Origin of the sequence: Streptomonospora arabica (assembly GCF_039531585.1) — a bacterium.
Taxonomy (GTDB): domain Bacteria; phylum Actinomycetota; class Actinomycetes; order Streptosporangiales; family Streptosporangiaceae; genus Streptomonospora; species Streptomonospora halophila.
Window position 1 is genome coordinate 83,810 of sequence record NZ_BAAAQI010000019.1, and the last position, 16,472, is coordinate 100,281.

Here is a 16,472-nt window from a genome sequence, read left to right on the forward strand (position 1 = left end):
CCGCTTCCGGCGAAGGCACACACCGCCGCGGCCCGTCCGGCCGACGCCGCGTGCAGAACGGCGCGTCGCGCCGCGTATTCACCGACAACCGGACAGTCAGCCGTCCACAGAGTTATCCACAAGCTGTGGGTAGCTGTTTTTCGTATGCCCGTGTGTCTCCGGGCACCCCGCCCGGAGACACACGGCGAAGCCCTCCGCGTCAGGCGGGCAGCAGGACGATTCCCGCGTTGAGCAGCGCCACTCCGGCGCCCCCCACCACCGCCAGCAGCACCGCGACTCCCGCGGTGGCCAGCCAGTGTGTGAGCGCCTGCCGGCGCTGCCGGTCCGCACCGGCGCTCTCGGTGCCCAGCGGCAGGTAGGCGTAGGCGGCGCCCAGCAGCAGGCCGACCGCCAGACCGCCGATGTGCCCGGCCCAGGCGATGTTGGGCACGAGGAACGTGATGAGCAGGTTCACCACCAGCAGTCCGACGATGAACCGGATGTCCAGCCGCAGCCGGCGGCCGATCACGAACACGGCGCCGAACAGCCCGAAGATCGCGCCCGAGGCGCCGACCGACCAGGACTCCGGCGCGAGCAGCAGGCTCAGTACGGAACCGCCCACGGCGCTGAGCACCCACAGCGCCGTGTAGCGCGCGTGGCCGAGCGCGGTCTCGACCTGCTGGCCCACGATGTACAGCGCCAGCCCGTTGAACAGCAGGTGCATCACCCCGACGTGCAGGAACGCCGAGGTGACCAGCCGGTACCACTGCCCTCCGAACACGACGGCCTGGCCGTTCATGCCGAACTGGGAGGACAGCCACTGGCCGGGCGAGGCGAACTGGGCCACAAACCCCGCACCGATCAGGGCCAGCAGCGCCCAGGTGACGACCGGCCGGGCGGCGACGCGGCCGCCGAAGACGGTGCGCGAGCGCCGCACGTCCCGGTTTCCCTCGGAGACGCACTGCGGGCAGTGCTGGCCGACCGGCGCCTCGCGGATGCAGTCGGGGCAGATCGGCCGGTCGCAGCGGGAGCACCGCAGATAGGTCTCGCGATCGCGGTGCCGGTAGCAGGTGGGAACTTCCGCGGCGCCCGGTCCCGAGCCGTCAACGGGGGAGGAGTCCATGGGTGCAGCCGCCGCCTAGGACCGCTCGATCTCGACGGACTCGACGGTGACGTCCTCCAGCGGACGGTCCTGCGCGTTCGTGGCGACCTTGGAGATCGTGTCGACGATCTCGGTGCCCGAGACGACCTCGCCGAAGATGGTGTGCTTGCGGTTCAGCCAGTCGGGGGTACCCACCGTGATGAAGAACTGCGAGCCGTTGGTGTTGGGCCCGGCGTTGGCCATCGCCAGCAGGTAGGGGCGGTCGAACTTCAGCGACGGGTCGAACTCGTCCTTGAACTTGTAGCCGGGGCCGCCGCGGCCGTTGCCCAGCGGGTCACCGCCCTGGACCATGAAGCCGTCGATGATCCGGTGGAAGATCGTACCGTTGTACAGCGGCGCGGTGCTGGGCTTGCCGGTGGTGGGGTCGATCCACTGCTTCGTCCCCTCGGCGAGTCCGACGAAGTTCTCGACCGTCTCGGGGGCCTGCTCCGCGAAGAGCTTGGCGACGATCGTCCCCTGGTTGGTGTTCAACCGCGCTATGACCTCGGACACCTGGGTACGCCTTTCCGTAGTTTTCGCTTGCCCGATCCACGTTACCCGCAGTGGCCCGACCGCGTTCCGGCCCTGCGCGCGGGGCCGGCGGCCGCGGCGCCGCCCGTACACGCCGCCGCCCGCCCGCCGCCCGCGGCGGACTCCGGAGGCCACCTGCGGCCAGGTCGCGGGTAAGCGTGTTGAACATGCGGCCATCCGACCGATCCGCAGTATGTTGGGATAACACGGGGATAACGCCGGAATCGGAATGCCGAGCTCCGCGTCGTCCCTGGATACGGAGGCGGTTCCACGACGGGCGGCCCGGGCGGTGACCCACGTCGCCGACACCGCGCGCATAGGTGCTCCGCCATAGGGCAGGGGCACACGGAGACGAATGGAAAAGGAGGTCACCGTGCCCAGAACGCTGAAGCGCCAGAAGGGCGGCTTCGAGACTGAGGCGGCAATGGCCCGACTGCAGCAGCTCGCACGCGAACAGTCCGACCGGTTCGGCCCCTACGCCGACCAGGCCAGGCAGACCGCTGCCGAGCGCCTCTACCAGGCCCGCGGATGGACGGCGCCCCGCTTGGAGACCGCGGCCCACCGTGTCGAGGACACCGTCGCTCCCCGCGTGGCCGACCTCCTCAGCTACGCGGCGGGCCGGGTCGAGCCCCGCAAGGCCAAGCGCAGCGGAATCCTGGCGCGCCGCGGCGGCCGCCGCGTGCCGCGCACCCTGTTCATCGCCGGCGCGGCCGTTGCCGGTGCAGCCGCTGTGTACGGCGTGGTCCGGCTGCGCCAGGCCGCCCAGGACGCCCGCTGGCAGGAGAACCTCGACCAGGCGCGCGAACAGGTCCGCGAGACCCGCGACCAGCTCGCCGCCAAGGCCAAGAGCGCCAAGGAGAAGGTGGCCGGCACCGGAGCCGAGCTCAAGGAGGACGCCCAGGAGGCGAAGGACACCACGGCTTCCGGGGCCAAGCAGGCCGCGAGCGACCTCAACGGACGCGTAACCCCGTGACCGCAGGGGTGACACCCGAGTCGCACGAAACGGGCCCCGCCGCGATGTCGGCGGGGCCTTCGTGTGTTCGAGACGGCCGCCGCGGCTCGGTGCGTCGCCCCTGCTGCTTCCTGCCGCCTTCCGGACCGCGGCGCGGTCCGGTAGCGGCGGGCGCGCGGCGGCGGCGCGCGGCGCCGGGGTCAGGGAGCGGTCACGCTCGGGTCCGGGGGGTCAGGCTCCCTGCTCGGATTTGTCGCGCACGGGACGCCAGGTGAAGAGGTAGCGCATCTCGCCGCCCATCAGGGCGGTGATGCCGGCGACGGCCGGCATGAACATCCAGCCGAGCATCATGAAGCCCCACAGCACGAGCGGCAGGATGAGGAAGCCCAGCGCCATCGCCGCGATCGAGGCGACCGCGACGGTGATCTGGTAGTTCAGCGCCTCGGTGAGGTGCCTGCGGACGAACGGCGAGACGTCCCGGCTGGTCGCCAGCAGCAGCAGGGGGCCGATGAAGGTGAAGTACCCGGAGAAGTGGCCCAGGCTGGCGTGCATCCGGTCGGAGGCGGAGCGCGGCCCCTCCTTCTCCTTGTCCTCCTTGTCCGAGGCGATCCGCCCGACCTTTCGCTGCTGCGACGGCACCAGATCCGTCAGCAGGGGTTCCAGCTCGGAGGGGAACTTGGCGTTGATGGCCAGCCCGAGGCGCTCCTCGAACTCGTCCTCGTCCAACTGGCCGGCGGCGTAGCACTCCCGCAGGGTCTCGACCGCGGTGTCGCGGTCGGCGTGGGTCAGCCGCAGCTCCTGGCCCCCGCTGCGGCGGCGCTGCGGGACGGGGTCCCGGCTGCCGCCCGCGGGCGGTGGAGACGGAGGTTCGTACACAGCCACCCTCACTCCTCGACGCTCGGCCGCCGCCGGCGGCACCGCGGATAACTTCCCGCCTCCATCATGCTCCGCCGACCGCGCGCGGTGTATGGGGGAAGCCCCTGACCGTTCCCTGGTTCAGCGGCTTCGGGGGCCCCTTCGGGTTTCCAGACTATGCGGTCTACGGCCCGTCCGCCGGGTGCGGTTGCGCCCGTTCGACGAATGCGTCCGGCCGGACGGCGGGGCGGGGGCGGGGCGCGCGGGCGCAGGTCGGGCGCGGGTGTGGGGCGCGGGCGCAGGTCGGGCGCGGGTGGGGCACGGATGCCGCGCCGGACGGGCGAACCGGCCGCCGGCGCCCCGGCACCGAGCCTGCGACCTGCGGCTCCGCGAAAACACCGCCTGAGCATTCTCGGGGCATTCCGCCGTGTGCCTACGGGCCATCGGCCGCCTGAACAGGGAGAGTTTGGCACGTAGTCCCGAGCAGATGCAGTCGCGGAGCCACCGCGGCCGCAGGGCGCCGTGCGGCGGCGGTGGCGGTGAGCGGAACCGGGGGGAACCGATGACCGATGTGCCAAGACACGAAGTACTTACCGAGCAGCCCTATGTGGCCATTCCGACCAAGGTGACGACGCGCGAGTGGGGCAAGGCCGCCGCGCTCGTCACCGAGGTCCGGGACTGGCTGCGGGGCAATGGGATACCGGCCGCGGGGCCGCCGTTCTTCCGCTACTGGGTGGTCGGCGGCGGCGAGCGCGAGCACATCCTGGAAGTGGGAACGCCGATCGGCGAGCCGGTGGCCGGGGACGGACGCGTGGTGCCGGGGGTGATCCCGGGGGGCGAGTACGCGCTGCTGTCCCACATCGGCGACCCCGAGCGCCTCGACGCCGCCCACGCCCAACTGCGGTCCTGGGCGGCTGAGCACGACCTGACCTGGATGAAGCGCGGCCAGGGCGACAGCGAGGTCTGGAGCGGCCGGTTCGAGTTCTACCTGACCAGCCCCGTGCGCAACCTGGGGGCGGCCTGCTCCGTCGAGCTCGCCTACCTGGTCCGCGACGCCGAAAGCTGATCGGCCGCACCCGGCGGCCCCGCTCCGGCACCCGCACGCACCGCCGCCCCGCTCGCCGGCGGATGACCACCCTGAACCACGCACCCGCGAACCGCCCGGTTCGCGTCGGCGGAGGAGCAGGGGGCGGGTAGCCGGAGCGGGGCCCCTACGGCGTGCCGCGGCGCTTCACGGCGGTTTCAGGGAAGCAGAAGGGCCGTGCCGATCGCTGCCCGCTCCTCGACGACGGCGCCCGGCCCGCGCCCGGCGGCATCATCGGCACCGGCCCGGCACCGAGCGCGGCCGTGCTCCCGTATTCCCTGGTGACCGCGTTCGGCCATGCGGGGGATCCGGGTACGGCTACTCATCAGTATTGTCACCGGAAGCCGCCACAATCGGACCATGATGAACGCACAGCACCCCGCCTGCCCCTGCCGGATGTGCTCGCGCACCGCCCTCCGCCCCCGCCCGCGCACGTCCCCCGCCCCGCGCCCGCTCCCGCGCGTCCACACCCCCGCCCCCGCTACCGCGCGCCCCGAGCAGCCCGCCTAGCATCTGCGCCCCGGCGCCGTCCGCACGCTCAGGATCGCCTTCGACGCCGCGAGCGCGGACCGCCGGCCACACCCCCGCCGACCCGATCACGCCGACGCAACAGCATGTGCATCCCGCGGTGCACGTCAGCGACTCACGGGGGAGAGGCTGCTCGCCGCAACCGCGAACAAAGCCCGGTCACGATGCCCAGGCGCCGCGCGACCGCTTCAAGGTCTGCTCCCGCCCCCGGGATGAGGTGCCCCGATACCGACGGCTCCGACCGGCAATCCACACAAGCCGAGGGGTCGGCACACCGCGCGCCCGAGCGGCGGCCAAGGGGTCACCGCCGACAACGCCGGGCGCGCAAAGGCACCCGAACACGCGACGGCCGCCCGGATCCTGGACCCGGGCGGCCGTCGTTGCTCGCTTGACCTGCGAGGAAAGGTGTGGAGCCAAGGGGAGTCGAACCCCTGACCTCCGGTATGCAAATCGCCTGGGGGTGACTGTGGCACCTGGGATGATCAAGCGGATTGGCTCTCTGCCTGGGCGGATGCATCCCGCCGGTTCCCGCGCTTTCCCCGGTTCTCCCGACGCCATGTGCATTAAATGTGCATCACCTGCCCCACCCCGCCCTCGCTCACGAGCCACTCAGTCCTCAGCTCTCGTGCAGCGAGACTGCCTCGAGTTCGAGCCACGTTGTCACGCCAACGTCAGTCCAAACCAAAGGTAGCCGGCAGGACGACTACACCCGCTCCTGCCAGGGACCTACTACTTACTTTATTTTGAGTGATGGTGCACGCGCATGAATCAGAGGCAGCTTTTCATATTACTGCCGAGCCACAGCCCATCGCGATGTACAATCACGCCATGACCCTACCTTTCAGCAAGTCAAAAATCACCCGAATAGGAGAAAACCTAGTAAAATACAAACCTCCCCGCGAAGAGGACTTGAATAACCTGAGTCAGATTTTGCTGACCTATGACGAAACTTTGGAATTAACTACAGAAAAAATTGAGGAACTCGGCTATTCGTGCACCAGTCGCATAAAGAACACCGGAACAATTCTCGAAAAGCTGGATCGACATGGGGGTTCTTGGCTAAAAAGCATCCAAGACCTCGCAGGACTTCGAATAGTACTACCAACCACGAGAAATGAGCAGGATCGCGCAACAGGAAAAATCGCAGCCGCCTTCAGTGATTTCCCGCGAGAACCACGAGTCATAGATCGACGCACAAATCCCAGCCATGGGTACCGCGCCGTGCACGTTATCGTCTACCCTAACGGCCTTCCAGTGGAGATCCAGGTAAGAACTCGCTGGCAGCATGAATGGGCTGAAATGTTCGAGAAGTTGGCGGACCTAGTAGGCCGAGATATCCGATATGGATATCCGCCGCGACATTGGTGGCATGAGATAGAGCGATCAGCAGATCTAACACCTGAACAGGAATACCACCTTGATCGCGTCTACGACGCCGCCTACGCCTACCGTGAGTCTCTCGTGGAACTCGCCTTGGCCATCAGTGACCTCATCGCTGGCCTTGAGAATGAAGAGTCACAGAACGAAAGCGAACCCGAAGAAATTCAAAGTTTGTGGCTGACGGTTCATAATGATTTGGCCGATCTACGCGAAGCGATCCGAGAGATGGAACCCTTCAGCGACAGCTAGCCCCTCGTGAGGTATCGTATGAGCATGACCAATGTTCTCGTAGTCTACGACCGCTCGTCCGGCGCTGTGCTGCGCGAACAAGAGTACGAGCGCCGCAGGGACGCCCTGGAGGCTCGGTTCGCTCTGGAGCGAGAGTACCGAGATCGGGCCTCTGTAGAGGTTGTGGTACTGGGTGCGCGAACCCGAGAGGCCATGACATTGAGCCATGGCCGCTACTTCCTTGGGTTGGATGAGCTGGCAGCACGCATCGCTTGAGCCTGTGCGTGCGCTATGAGGCGTGCGGTCGGTCGCAGCGTCGAAGAGTTACACCAGCGCTTCTTCATCCCCCACGGCGACCACGATCCGGTCCGAGGTGCTCGGTCGCGCCGGTGCCGGCCACCGAAGACAGACAGGGTCGCGCGACCGAGTGCCTCGGGACCTAGAACGCCAGCGACCATAGGGCGGATTCCGATGTGAACCTGTCGGCGCTCTGACTGGCCGTGCTCCGGCGACGGCACGACCGCAAGGGGCGGATGGGGTTGATGCGGGCGCGCGGTGCTGCGGCCCCGGCGGTCGTCCGCGCGCTCGGGACCGGGCGGCAGCCCGCAGCCCGAGCGGCGGACGGCAAGCCGGGAGCGACGGCGCGGAGCGCCGTCGCCTTGATCTCATATAGCCGGATTCGGCAATGCTGGGGCGCTGTCTGCTCGTCGCCCGGCACCGTCCTAGGCTGGCGGACATGATCCGTGCTGTGGTGTTCGATGTCGGTGAGTGCCTGGTGGACGAGTCGACCGAGTACGGGACGTGGGCTGACTGGCTCGGGGTGCCGCGTCATACGTTCTCGGCGATGTTCGGAGCCGTCATCGCTCGGGGGCTCGACTACCGGGAGACGTTCCAGGTCTTCCAGCCGGGTTTCGACTTGGCCGACCAGCGGCAGAAGCGGGCCGATGCCGGTCAACCCGAGACATTCGGTGAAGCTGACCTCTACTCCGACGTGCGGCCGTCGCTGGCGAGGCTGCGGGAGCAAGGGCTGTGGGTCGGCATCGCGGGCAATCAGACCGTGCGGGCCGGGGGCATCCTGCGCTCGCTCGACCTGCCCAACGACATGATCGCCACGTCCGACGATTGGGGCGTGTCCAAGCCCGATGAGGGGTTCTTCCGGCGCCTGGTGCAGGAAGCGCCGTGTGCGGCCGACGAGATTCTGTATGTGGGCGACCGCTTGGACAACGACGTCATGCCGGCTGCTGCGGTCGGGCTTCATACTGCGCTCATACGGCGGGGGCCGTGGGGCACCATTCAGCAGGGCGACCCGGACGCTGACCGCATCCCCACGATGCGGATCGCTGCCCTTTCCGAGCTGCCGGGCCACGTCGCCGACGTCAACGCCGGAGCGCGCTGAGCGTCGCCTCCCAACCGTACAGCCGGTCGTCGAGGCGGCGGACGCAATCGGTGTCCGCCCACGGCTGCAACGACCGGCGGACCTCGCTGATGCGGTCCATGCCGGTCGCGTACCACGCCGTTGCGAGCTGGTTCAACGCCTGCTCGGCGTACGCGCACGCCTCCTCGGGGGCCTTCTGTGCGACTGCGGCCGCCGCCAGATCGCCGAGAACGACCGAGCGCTGTTTGCCGCTCTCCCCGCCGATCACCTCCAGCGCGCCCAAAAGCGTCTCCTTCGCCTGGGCGGGCTGTCCGGCCTTGAGCTGGGTGTTGCCCTTGAACGCCGCCAAGCGCACCGGCGAGAACCAGTTGAACCACTCCGGCGACGGCTCGTCGCCCGCCTCGGCCAACACCGCCTCGGCGTGGTTGATCAGGCGCAACGCTTCGCGCGGGTAGCCGCACAGGGTCTCGCACTCGGCCTCGACGGCGTCCAGCCACGCCAGGAACTCGGCCGAGGGCTGACCGCGCCGCGCGTAGGTGCGTGCTGCACGCGTGCGCTCGGCTGCCTTCTCGCGGTCGCCGTCCCAACCGGGGATGAACGCCGCGTGAGCCAGGATCGCCGAACCCATGAGCGGGTCGTCGGCCTCTCCCGCTGCCTGGAGGGCGCGGACATAAGTCGCGTCGGCGTCGGACTCCTGGCGCAAGTCGAAGAACTCGATGCGCCCCACCAGCAGCAGCGACTCGGCCAGAGCTGCCGCCAGAATGCGGCGCGGCACGCCGGTGGTTTCGGCGAGAAGCTGCGTGCCCAATCGCGTGTGTTCGGAGACGGCCGGGTGGAGCTGGGCGGGCTGAACTGTGAAGTACAAGCGCCGGTATGCCGCGTTGATCGCGGCGAAGTCGGATCCCGCCGTCGCCGGTTGGACGGCGACGTTGGCATGCGGGAGAGGCAAGGCCGATCCGCCTGAGTTGGCGGGCATGTAGGGCACCGGAGGAGTAGCCCGTGCCGGCGACCCTTCGGCCTCCGCTCCACTCCACGGGGACGTGAATCCCAACTCCTCGACCGGGAGCTGGAGCAGGTGAACCAAGAGGCGCTGATGGTCGTTACGCGGCCACGGTGGATTCGCCGACTCCCAACGCCGGATCTGACGGGCGCTGACCTGCATGTTGCGGATACCGAGCATGGGTGCGGCTGCGGTCATCGCATCAGCGAGGGCCTGTTGAGACGCGTAACCGGCGTGTTGCCGGGCTGCTTTCAGTCGAGTGTTGCCAGCCGAGCGGGCCATGTCCTCTTACCTCCGGTTGGGCTCGTCCCGTCCTTCGACCATAGCGCTCAATAGGGCACCGAATGGACTCTTGGCCCGAGAAAATCCAGAGAAAGTCCTATGAGAGTCCTCAATGAGACCTATGGAGGACCTTTGATCGTCCCTTACTGCTCGGGATGCTGAGTCCTATGGGAGACACGCGAGCAACCCCCAAGTGCCGCTCCCGCCGCGGGCGGGGCCGCAAGACGGTGCGACCGCGGAAGCTGGTCGTCGTCGGGTCCGGCGTCACCGGTATCCCCGTGCGGCTCGTCGTGTGCGTGGCCTGTCGTGGCACGGGCGTCTCGTCTGCCGCGTGACTCCCGCGCAACAAGCCTCCGGCGGAACGACTGCTCGGCGCGCTGAACAGCCGGCGTTCTGTCCTTCGCCTGCGGCTTCGCATCCGTCCGGCTGCTCCGGCAGCGAAGACCCCCGCGACGGTGGGCGCCGTCCGGGGGCGTGGTCCCGACCTGACTGAGACAGGTGGAACGATGACAAGGCTAACGCCGCACCCCCAGTCCTATTACCCGCCCCGCCATGCGCGGGCGTCCTACGTCCGCCCCTATGTGCTCGCCCATGAGCGGCGCATGCGCGAACGCGAAGCGGCCGAACGGGCTCGGCGCGAGGAACGCCGCCGCGCGAGTGCCGTGGCCCTGGCCGGGGCGGGGTCGGGGGTGCTGATATGAGCACCGCGAATGACGCGCTGCTGGCGCTGCTGCGGTCGCGCTATGGCGAGCGCTGGAGCATCCGGCGCACTGAACACCTGTGGCTCGCCACGGCTGTTGACCGCGACGCCGCGCACGCCCCGACGCTGATCGAACCCGACGTCGAGCGGTTCGTACGGCAGTTGGAGGATCCACCCTCCCGCGCCGGGCGCTCGTCGCGGTCCCTGCTGTCCTCGCCGTGGGTCGCCGAACAGCTCTTCGAGGTGAGCGAGGGCGTGTACTGGAACGACTTCCTACCGCCCGAGTAGGTCACGCCCGCGCGGCCGGTCGCCGTGGTAACGGCCTTCCCACCGGCCGCGCGCTCGCGGGTGTGCGGACCGTCTCACTGACCCTGACCGAGCCGGGCCGCATCGTCACCCATATGCCCGTCTCTTCGCCCGGACCGCTTGGACGAGGTGGCCAAGCAGATGAGCGACCAGCGCGCGGCCGCGCTCCGCAAGGCGCGCTCGGCCACTCGCCGGACCCGCAAGCGCGCGGGGTAGACCCAAGCCATGTGCATTAAATGTGCATCAGACACACGACGGCCGCCCGGGTGCTGGACCCGGGCGGCCGTCGTTGCTCGCTTGACCTGCGAGGAAAGGTGTGGAGCCAAGGGGAGTCGAACCCCTGACCTCCGGTATGCAAAACCGGCGCTCTGCCAGCTGAGCTATGGCCCCGGTTTGATCAGTGTCGATCATACCGTGTGGCGGGCAGTGCCGGTCGCTCTTTTCCGGCGTAGCGCTCGGGGTGGAGGAGGCACCACTCGCAGGCGGTCCCAGAAGCGTGGGGGCCGCAGGGGACGACGTCCGCCCACGACTCCGGGTACGCCGAAGTAGCCACCGGCGCGTGTACCGCGCCGTGGCCGGTGGGACCGATACCGGCTAGTTGTCGCCGGCCGTGGCCTCGGTCCACAGGTCGAGCTCGGCGCGGTCCGCCTGGATCTTGCGGTAGACGGCGAACGCACCGAGCGCCACCAGCACCAGAACGATGATCTTCTTCATGGTGTGCACCCCTTCTTGGTCTCGGATAGTGATAACGGGACGTGTAGCCCACCGCCGGTCGGGGAGCGCGGCCGGGTGCTCCCTTGCCGGGCTCCCGTCCGCTGTGCGGAAGGCGCCACTAGAGAACTTTATGGGGTTGTCTCCCCCGCAGACTAGCAACCCGTCGGCGCGTTCCCGCCCGATGCGGCCGGGGCTTCATGTCAGCAGGGCGAGCCGGTTGAGCGTCGTGACTGTGGCCTCGGGCGTACTGGTCGCCGCGACCAGGCGGCACCACACGTCTTGGCACGCCGCGACGCCGTCCTCGGACTCCACGATCCCGCCGCCGTGGGTCGCCTCGACGAACGCCAGGGACGCCTCGCCCTCGTCGAACTCCAGCACGGTGAACGGGCCGGCGCTGCCCGGGTGCAGGCCCGCGGAGCTGGGCAGCAGCCGGATGACGACCCGGTCGTGGCGGCGGCCGAGGTCGATCAGGCGGCGCAGTTGGGCGTGCAGCAGGGCGGAGTCGCCGCTCACCCTGCGCAGCGCGTCCTCCTCCACGATCGCGTGGTAGCGCTCCAGGGTGTCGCGTTCGAGCACCTCCTGGCGCTTGAGGAACGCGGCCACCATGCGTTCGGTACCGAGGGCGCCGTGCCCCTGCGAGCGGGCGAGCGCCGCCGTGTACTCGGGCACCTGCAGCAGGTCCGGCACGAGCATCCCGCCGTAGGTCTCGATCGCGACGGCTCCGGCCTCGTTGCCGACGTAGGCGGAGGAGATGACGTCCTCGTACTCCGTCCACCAGGGGCGCAGCCGCGACTCGCGGACCATGGTGAGGATGGCCTCGCGCTGGCCGCCGGTGACCCCGTACAGCTTCAGCAGCGCAGACACCTCCATCACGGACGGCCATTTCCGGATGCCGGTCTCTATGTGCCCGAGCTTGGCGGGAGACCATTCGAGGACATCGGCCACATCGCTGAGGGTCATTCCCGCTTCGACGCGGCGGCGGCGCAATTCCGCGGAGAGTCGCCGGCGGCGAACAGTGGGGCTGGTCATGGCGCCCGTCCCGTACACGCTGAGTACTGGCTACGTGGCTCCAGAGAAGCACTCGGTCTAGCCTCTAGCAATGCGTTTCTAGAAATCAGCGTCCGACCACGGGATATCCGCCGGCGGAAGTCGCCGCGCACCTGCTCGCGGGCGTTTCGGAAGTGACAGTGTGCGACCAGGGAAAATTGCAGGACAGCATGGCCGTCGGAGCGGACTGCCGGCGAGCGATGACCGGATCGTGACACGCGGATTCGTGCTGCCCGGATCGCGTTCCATGGCACAGCCGAATGCGGTAGGGAACGGTGTGCCCGCCCGAGCCGCCGCGACCGGACGTCTTCGGGACGCCCCGGACGGCGACGGTGCGACCGCCCGAGCACGCGCGGCAGCCCGTACCGGTCCGCCGCAGCCCGCAGGGGTCCCGGGCGGAGACGCTCGGTACCCCTCTCCCCACTGCTCCCGCCCGCCCCGGCTCAGTGCAGCAGCTTCAACCCGACGATCCCGCCGACGATCAGCAGCAGGCACACGATCCGTGCGGCACTCGCCGCCTCCCCGAACCACACCATGCCCGCGATCGCCGTTCCCACCGCGCCTATGCCGACCCAGACGGCGTACCCGGTACCCACCGGGATCGAGCGCAGCGCGAGCGCGAGGCCGGACATGCTCAACGCGAGCGCCACAGCGAACACGGCGGACGGCCACAAACGGGTGAAGCCGTTCGACGCGGCGAGCGCGGTCGCCCAGACGCTCTCCAACAGACCGGACAGAACGAGCAGCAGCCAGGCCATGACCCCTCCGAACCGCGCCGTCTTGTCGCTGACCGGGTACGGCGCACCTCGTCCGGGGGGACCGGGACGGCCTCTCCGAACCGGTGGAACCATGCCGGAACCCGTCCCTATTCCCCCCTTTTTCCGGCCCTGTTCTCGACGCCTCTTCGCCGTGACCGCGCTGTCACGGTCGGCCACGGCCCTGCGCCGAACCGTCGCAGGGACCGCGTACGATGCAGAAGGACCGACGGGAGCATGCACCCGTGCACAGGTGAAGGAACTCAATGAGCCAACCGATCGACGACACCGAGCAGCTGATCGCGAACGCCGAGGAGGAGCTTCCCCCGTCGACGCGTTCGCGCCTCATAGCCAAGCTGCGCAAGGGTGTCCACATCGACGACGCGGCGCGCGACCTCGGTGTCAGCCCACAGCGCGTGTTCTCCGCGGCGCGAATCCTCACCACCTTCGGCGAGCAGCTCGACGCAACCCTCACCGCTGAACGCGACCCCGACATTCCCCACGGAACCCTGACCGGTTACAACAAGCGCTGCCGCTGCCCCCAGTGCCGCGGCGCGGTGAACCGCCGGTTCTGACGCCCGCCGGCCGTAGCGCACCGCGGTGGCCGCACCCGGTCGGACCCGAGGCGACGAGCTCAGGCCTCTTTTGTACCTGTGCGCTCGGCAGACATCGCACGCCACAATCGTTTACCGGGAATTAGCCCGCGGAAGGTCTGATTCAGGCTTATTGATCTTGAATCCGGGGAATCCGGCCACCATGAACGAGCGTGTGGACTGGGCCGCGATGAGCGACGAAGAGTTCATGGCGCTGGTGCGCCAGCTTATGGAGACCCCCGCGGGTGCCGATCCCGACGACGACTAGCCCTCAGCCCCCAACCCCTCGAAGCCTGATTCGGTAACGCGCGGGCGCGGTTTTACCTCCCGCGTGCGGTGGCGCGTGTCGGGCCCCGATAGGCCTCAGTGGCAACTGTTCCGCACCCGATCCGCCCCGCTCCCGTCGCACGGCCGACTGTGTCCGGCCGCGGACGCCGGCCGTGCGGCACGCGCGTGCCGGCAATCCTCCCCTGCGGATCCGCAGTCGATCCGGCGCGGTCCGCCCTCGATTTGGCGCGGTTTGGCGCGGTCCTGCGCCGGTTCGGCGCCGATCCAGTGAGGGCTCCGGCGGCCCCGGTTCCGCATCGGCGAAGCCGACGCCCCGGTCAGTGGACCCCCGCCGCCTCCCGCACATCCAGCCGCGTCCGGCCGTGGCCCAGGAATCGGCCGATGTCGGCCGCCTCCGCCTCCAGCGGTCCGCGCAGCACCGCCGGCAGGTGCGCGAACGGCTCGACGACCACCGACTCGCGCCCGCGCCCCCAGCTCCACCGCGCAACGGCCCGACCGTCCACCAGGACCGCCGGATGCACGAGCCCGCCGCCAGGCGCGATCCGCCCCCCGTACTGCTGCGGCACAGCGAGGTCGCGTCCCTTGTAGCCCAGAAGGCACGCGTCGAAGGCGCCGACCAGCCGGACGGCGGGTGTCGGCCCGGCGGTGGGCAGCGCTTCGGCGAACTCCCGCGGCGCCCAGACGGGCCCGCGGCTCGTGGCCACTTCGGCGACCTCGGATGCGACCAGTTCCCATCCGCGGCGCGCCATCGGGGCCGGCAGCCCTGACCAGGCCGCGAAGTCCTCGAGCGCAGCCGGTCCGTAGCCCCACAGGTACCGCCGCGCCAGCTTCGCCAGCGCCGAACCGGTATCGCGCGCCTCCCACTCACCGACCCATTCCCGCATGAGGACATAGGTGGGTTCGCCGCCGTCGCCGCCCGCGGTGTCCGGACCGCGGCAGACCACGCCCCGCATCGCCGCGTAGGCCATAAGGTGAGCGGGCGCCTGGCCTTCGGCCGGGACGGGCACGTCGGCCTTGTTCAGCTGCTCGACCAGCCGCTCGCGGGGGAGGCACGTGCCGCCGGCGAGCACCTCGCGGATCGCGCGCTCGGCCCGCTCGCACAACGCGTCGTCCAGGCCCAGTTCGAGGCGCCGCCTGCGGAACCTGCGCACGAAGACGGGGCCCAGCAGGTCGACGATCCAGCCGGCGTCCGACGCCGGCAGCGCGTGCAGGGTGCCGCGCATCGCCCACGTGCGCACGATCGACCGCTCTTCGGCCACCGCGCTGCGCACATCGGCGGTGGTCAGCCCGGAGGTCCGGGCGCGAACCGCCAACCGCAGCGCCTGCGCGTCCTGCGCCTGCAGCGCGGCCGCGCCCCGCACCGCACCGACGACGCCCGCGGCAGGCGGCCCCATGAGCAGCTGCGCGTGCATCCGCGCAGCGCGCAGCCGGCCATCGTCCACGGTGAGCGGCATCGCGCAATCCCTCCTGGACTTCCTGGACGTGTCGACGTAACGACAACCATGCCAGGAGTTAACAGTCCGTTGCGCCTATTCACAGGGTGAGGACACACATCTGTGCCGAAGCGGGTAGGGCGAGGGGGAAGAGCCGGGTATCGTTGCCTGCCTCCCGCCGGCGGCGGGCCGACGGCTCATCGCGGCCGCGCGCTCAGGCGCCGAACACGGCGGTCGAGGGCCGGGGGAGCGGTGCGACGGACGCGCGGAAAGCGGCGAACGTGGCGCGCCGATCCGGCGCGGCGGCGGAGCCGGACAGGCGACTGCGGAGGAGAATCACTGCCATGGCCAACAAACCGACACAGACACTGGTCACGGGCGGAACAGGGACGCTCGGGCGCCTCATCGTCCGCCGCCTGGCGGACGACGAGGACACGGAGGTCCGCGTCCTCAGCCGCCGGGCGGCACCCGCGCAGGGGGACGGCGCCAAGTGGATCACCGGCGACCTCGCCGCGGACCGAGGGCTCGACCGCGCCCTCGAGGGAGTCGACACCGTGGTGCACTGCGCACACGTAGCCGACTCGCCCGTCGGAGAGGTCTCGGCCGGCGCGAACGTCATCACCGCGGCGGCGCGGGCAGGGGTAAGCCACTTCATCTATATATCGATCGTCGGCATCGACTACGTGCCACTGGGCTACTACAAAGGCAAGCTCGCGGTGGAGGAGCTGATCGAGGAGTCGGGTCTTCCGTCGACGATTCTGCGCGCCACTCAGTTCCACGAGCTTCTCGACTGGCTGTTCGGGCAAGCGGGCAGACTGCCCGTCGTGCCCGTGCCGGCGGGTTTCTGGTTCCAGCCGGTCGCCGCCGACGAGGTGGCCGAGCGCCTCGTCGGGATCGCGCGTCAGGAACCCGCGGGGCGTGCGGTCGACATGGGAGGCCCCGAGGTCCGCTCGATCGAAAGCCTCGCCGAGTCGTACGAGCACATCCGGGGCCGGGGGCGGCCGGTGAAGAGGATCCCGTTCCCGGGAGAGATCGCGGGCGCGTTCCGCAGCGGCGCCAGCCTGGCGGCGGGCCATGCTGACGGACGGCAGACCTGGGAGGAGTATCTGAGCGCCGCGGAGGAGGAGCCGGGGGAGTAGTGCTCTGTCAGGAGCCGTTCGTCTCCGCTGGACCTGCCCGCTGTTTTCGGGCATAAAAAAAGGCGGGGGCGCAACCCGAACAAACGGGCCACACCCCCACCAACAAAAAATGCGGCAGCAACCTACTCTCCCACCCCCACCATGAAGGCAGTACCATCGGCG

17 protein-coding genes, 1 tRNA gene and 1 riboswitch are annotated in these 16,472 nt (G+C 69.5%); of the genes, 9 read left to right on the top strand and 9 right to left on the bottom strand.

Going from position 1 to position 16,472, the window contains the following annotated elements; translation table 11 throughout:
* Positions 1–199: 199 nt before the first annotated feature.
* Positions 200–1,102, bottom strand: a complete 903-nt coding sequence (locus tag ABD284_RS22440; RefSeq protein WP_344147140.1) for a rhomboid family intramembrane serine protease — start codon at positions 1,100–1,102, stop codon at positions 200–202.
* 15 nt (positions 1,103–1,117) lie between these two features.
* Positions 1,118–1,633 (bottom strand): peptidylprolyl isomerase, encoded by a 516-nt coding sequence (locus ABD284_RS22445; RefSeq protein WP_344147143.1) that lies wholly within the window; start codon positions 1,631–1,633, stop codon positions 1,118–1,120.
* 391 nt (positions 1,634–2,024) lie between these two features.
* Between ABD284_RS22445 and ABD284_RS22450 the strand changes: the two genes are divergently transcribed.
* A complete protein-coding gene (locus tag ABD284_RS22450; protein WP_344147146.1) occupies positions 2,025–2,624 on the top strand; it encodes a hypothetical protein in 600 nt (199 codons plus the stop codon).
* Positions 2,625–2,834: 210 nt separating this feature from the next.
* On the opposite strand, the gene ABD284_RS22455 is transcribed toward ABD284_RS22450, so the two are convergent.
* Positions 2,835–3,485 carry a DUF1707 and DUF4870 domain-containing protein gene (locus ABD284_RS22455; protein ID WP_344147149.1) on the bottom strand — a complete coding sequence of 217 codons (651 nt, stop codon included), beginning with the start codon at positions 3,483–3,485 and terminating at the stop codon, positions 2,835–2,837.
* A 535-nt stretch (positions 3,486–4,020) separates the two neighbouring features.
* Between ABD284_RS22455 and ABD284_RS22460 the strand changes: the two genes are divergently transcribed.
* From ABD284_RS22460 to ABD284_RS22475, 4 genes are all read left to right on the top strand, one after another.
* Positions 4,021–4,524, top strand: coding sequence for a GyrI-like domain-containing protein (locus ABD284_RS22460; RefSeq protein WP_344147152.1), 504 nt, complete (start codon positions 4,021–4,023; stop codon positions 4,522–4,524).
* Between the two features lie 1,296 nt (positions 4,525–5,820).
* Complete coding sequence (locus ABD284_RS22465) at positions 5,821–6,699, top strand: RelA/SpoT domain-containing protein (protein WP_344147209.1); 879 nt, start codon at positions 5,821–5,823, stop codon at positions 6,697–6,699.
* A gap of 24 nt (positions 6,700–6,723) precedes the next feature.
* Positions 6,724–6,954 carry a hypothetical protein gene (locus ABD284_RS22470; protein ID WP_344147155.1) on the top strand — a complete coding sequence of 77 codons (231 nt, stop codon included), beginning with the start codon at positions 6,724–6,726 and terminating at the stop codon, positions 6,952–6,954.
* A 460-nt stretch (positions 6,955–7,414) separates the two neighbouring features.
* Positions 7,415–8,074 carry an HAD family hydrolase gene (locus ABD284_RS22475; RefSeq protein ID WP_344147158.1) on the top strand — a complete coding sequence of 220 codons (660 nt, stop codon included), beginning with the start codon at positions 7,415–7,417 and terminating at the stop codon, positions 8,072–8,074.
* On the opposite strand, the gene ABD284_RS22480 is transcribed toward ABD284_RS22475, so the two are convergent.
* Positions 8,055–9,335 (bottom strand): NsdA family TPR-like regulatory protein, encoded by a 1,281-nt coding sequence (locus ABD284_RS22480; protein ID WP_486387779.1) that lies wholly within the window; start codon positions 9,333–9,335, stop codon positions 8,055–8,057. The two genes, ABD284_RS22475 and ABD284_RS22480, sit on opposite strands and share 20 nt — an antisense overlap.
* Positions 9,336–9,841: 506 nt before the next feature.
* Between ABD284_RS22480 and ABD284_RS22485 the strand changes: the two genes are divergently transcribed.
* Both ABD284_RS22485 and ABD284_RS22490 read left to right on the top strand, forming a co-directional pair.
* On the top strand, positions 9,842–10,036 hold the full coding sequence (locus tag ABD284_RS22485) for a hypothetical protein (protein ID WP_344147164.1): 195 nt from the start codon (positions 9,842–9,844) through the stop codon (positions 10,034–10,036).
* Positions 10,033–10,323 carry a hypothetical protein gene (locus ABD284_RS22490; protein WP_344147167.1) on the top strand — a complete coding sequence of 97 codons (291 nt, stop codon included), beginning with the start codon at positions 10,033–10,035 and terminating at the stop codon, positions 10,321–10,323. The genes ABD284_RS22485 and ABD284_RS22490 overlap by 4 nt, the downstream gene beginning before the upstream one ends.
* A gap of 335 nt (positions 10,324–10,658) precedes the next feature.
* On the opposite strand, the gene ABD284_RS22495 is transcribed toward ABD284_RS22490, so the two are convergent.
* The 4 genes from ABD284_RS22495 to ABD284_RS22510 form a co-directional block, all read right to left on the bottom strand.
* Positions 10,659–10,731, bottom strand: a tRNA-Ala gene (locus ABD284_RS22495).
* Between the two features lie 204 nt (positions 10,732–10,935).
* A complete protein-coding gene (locus ABD284_RS22500; RefSeq protein ID WP_217783044.1) occupies positions 10,936–11,055 on the bottom strand; it encodes a DLW-39 family protein in 120 nt (39 codons plus the stop codon).
* A gap of 195 nt (positions 11,056–11,250) precedes the next feature.
* Complete coding sequence (locus tag ABD284_RS22505) at positions 11,251–12,015, bottom strand: helix-turn-helix domain-containing protein (RefSeq protein WP_344147176.1); 765 nt, start codon at positions 12,013–12,015, stop codon at positions 11,251–11,253.
* Positions 12,016–12,545: 530 nt separating this feature from the next.
* Complete coding sequence (locus ABD284_RS22510) at positions 12,546–12,860, bottom strand: DMT family transporter (protein ID WP_344147179.1); 315 nt, start codon at positions 12,858–12,860, stop codon at positions 12,546–12,548.
* A gap of 11 nt (positions 12,861–12,871) precedes the next feature.
* Positions 12,872–12,937: riboswitch (guanidine-III (ykkC-III) riboswitch) on the bottom strand.
* A gap of 186 nt (positions 12,938–13,123) precedes the next feature.
* On the opposite strand from ABD284_RS22510, the gene ABD284_RS22515 reads away from it, so the two are divergent.
* Positions 13,124–13,432 carry a hypothetical protein gene (locus ABD284_RS22515; RefSeq protein ID WP_344147182.1) on the top strand — a complete coding sequence of 103 codons (309 nt, stop codon included), beginning with the start codon at positions 13,124–13,126 and terminating at the stop codon, positions 13,430–13,432.
* A 623-nt stretch (positions 13,433–14,055) separates the two neighbouring features.
* Here ABD284_RS22515 and ABD284_RS22520 read toward each other — a convergent pair.
* Positions 14,056–15,192 carry a winged helix DNA-binding domain-containing protein gene (locus ABD284_RS22520; RefSeq protein ID WP_344147185.1) on the bottom strand — a complete coding sequence of 379 codons (1,137 nt, stop codon included), beginning with the start codon at positions 15,190–15,192 and terminating at the stop codon, positions 14,056–14,058.
* 323 nt (positions 15,193–15,515) lie between these two features.
* On the opposite strand from ABD284_RS22520, the gene ABD284_RS22525 reads away from it, so the two are divergent.
* Complete coding sequence (locus tag ABD284_RS22525) at positions 15,516–16,310, top strand: SDR family oxidoreductase (RefSeq protein ID WP_344147188.1); 795 nt, start codon at positions 15,516–15,518, stop codon at positions 16,308–16,310.
* The last annotated feature ends 162 nt before the right edge of the window (positions 16,311–16,472 follow it).

What these genes read in the sequence shown, in the direction of transcription:
- ABD284_RS22525 (WP_344147188.1), top strand. Translation starts at nt 15,516, where the DNA reads ATGGCCAACAAACCGACACAGACACTGGTCACGGGCGGAACAGGGACG.
- ABD284_RS22485 (WP_344147164.1), top strand. Translation starts at nt 9,842, where the DNA reads ATGACAAGGCTAACGCCGCACCCCCAGTCCTATTACCCGCCCCGCCAT.
- ABD284_RS22475 (WP_344147158.1), top strand. Translation starts at nt 7,415, where the DNA reads ATGATCCGTGCTGTGGTGTTCGATGTCGGTGAGTGCCTGGTGGACGAG.
- ABD284_RS22465 (WP_344147209.1), top strand. Translation starts at nt 5,821, where the DNA reads ATGGTGCACGCGCATGAATCAGAGGCAGCTTTTCATATTACTGCCGAG.
- ABD284_RS22500 (WP_217783044.1), bottom strand. Translation starts at nt 11,055, where the DNA reads ATGAAGAAGATCATCGTTCTGGTGCTGGTGGCGCTCGGTGCGTTCGCC.
- ABD284_RS22460 (WP_344147152.1), top strand. Translation starts at nt 4,021, where the DNA reads ATGACCGATGTGCCAAGACACGAAGTACTTACCGAGCAGCCCTATGTG.
- ABD284_RS22520 (WP_344147185.1), bottom strand. Translation starts at nt 15,192, where the DNA reads ATGCCGCTCACCGTGGACGATGGCCGGCTGCGCGCTGCGCGGATGCAC.
- ABD284_RS22515 (WP_344147182.1), top strand. Translation starts at nt 13,124, where the DNA reads ATGAGCCAACCGATCGACGACACCGAGCAGCTGATCGCGAACGCCGAG.
- ABD284_RS22440 (WP_344147140.1), bottom strand. Translation starts at nt 1,102, where the DNA reads ATGGACTCCTCCCCCGTTGACGGCTCGGGACCGGGCGCCGCGGAAGTT.
- ABD284_RS22490 (WP_344147167.1), top strand. Translation starts at nt 10,033, where the DNA reads ATGAGCACCGCGAATGACGCGCTGCTGGCGCTGCTGCGGTCGCGCTAT.
- ABD284_RS22510 (WP_344147179.1), bottom strand. Translation starts at nt 12,860, where the DNA reads ATGGCCTGGCTGCTGCTCGTTCTGTCCGGTCTGTTGGAGAGCGTCTGG.
- ABD284_RS22470 (WP_344147155.1), top strand. Translation starts at nt 6,724, where the DNA reads ATGACCAATGTTCTCGTAGTCTACGACCGCTCGTCCGGCGCTGTGCTG.
- ABD284_RS22505 (WP_344147176.1), bottom strand. Translation starts at nt 12,015, where the DNA reads ATGACCCTCAGCGATGTGGCCGATGTCCTCGAATGGTCTCCCGCCAAG.
- ABD284_RS22480 (WP_486387779.1), bottom strand. Translation starts at nt 9,335, where the DNA reads ATGGCCCGCTCGGCTGGCAACACTCGACTGAAAGCAGCCCGGCAACAC.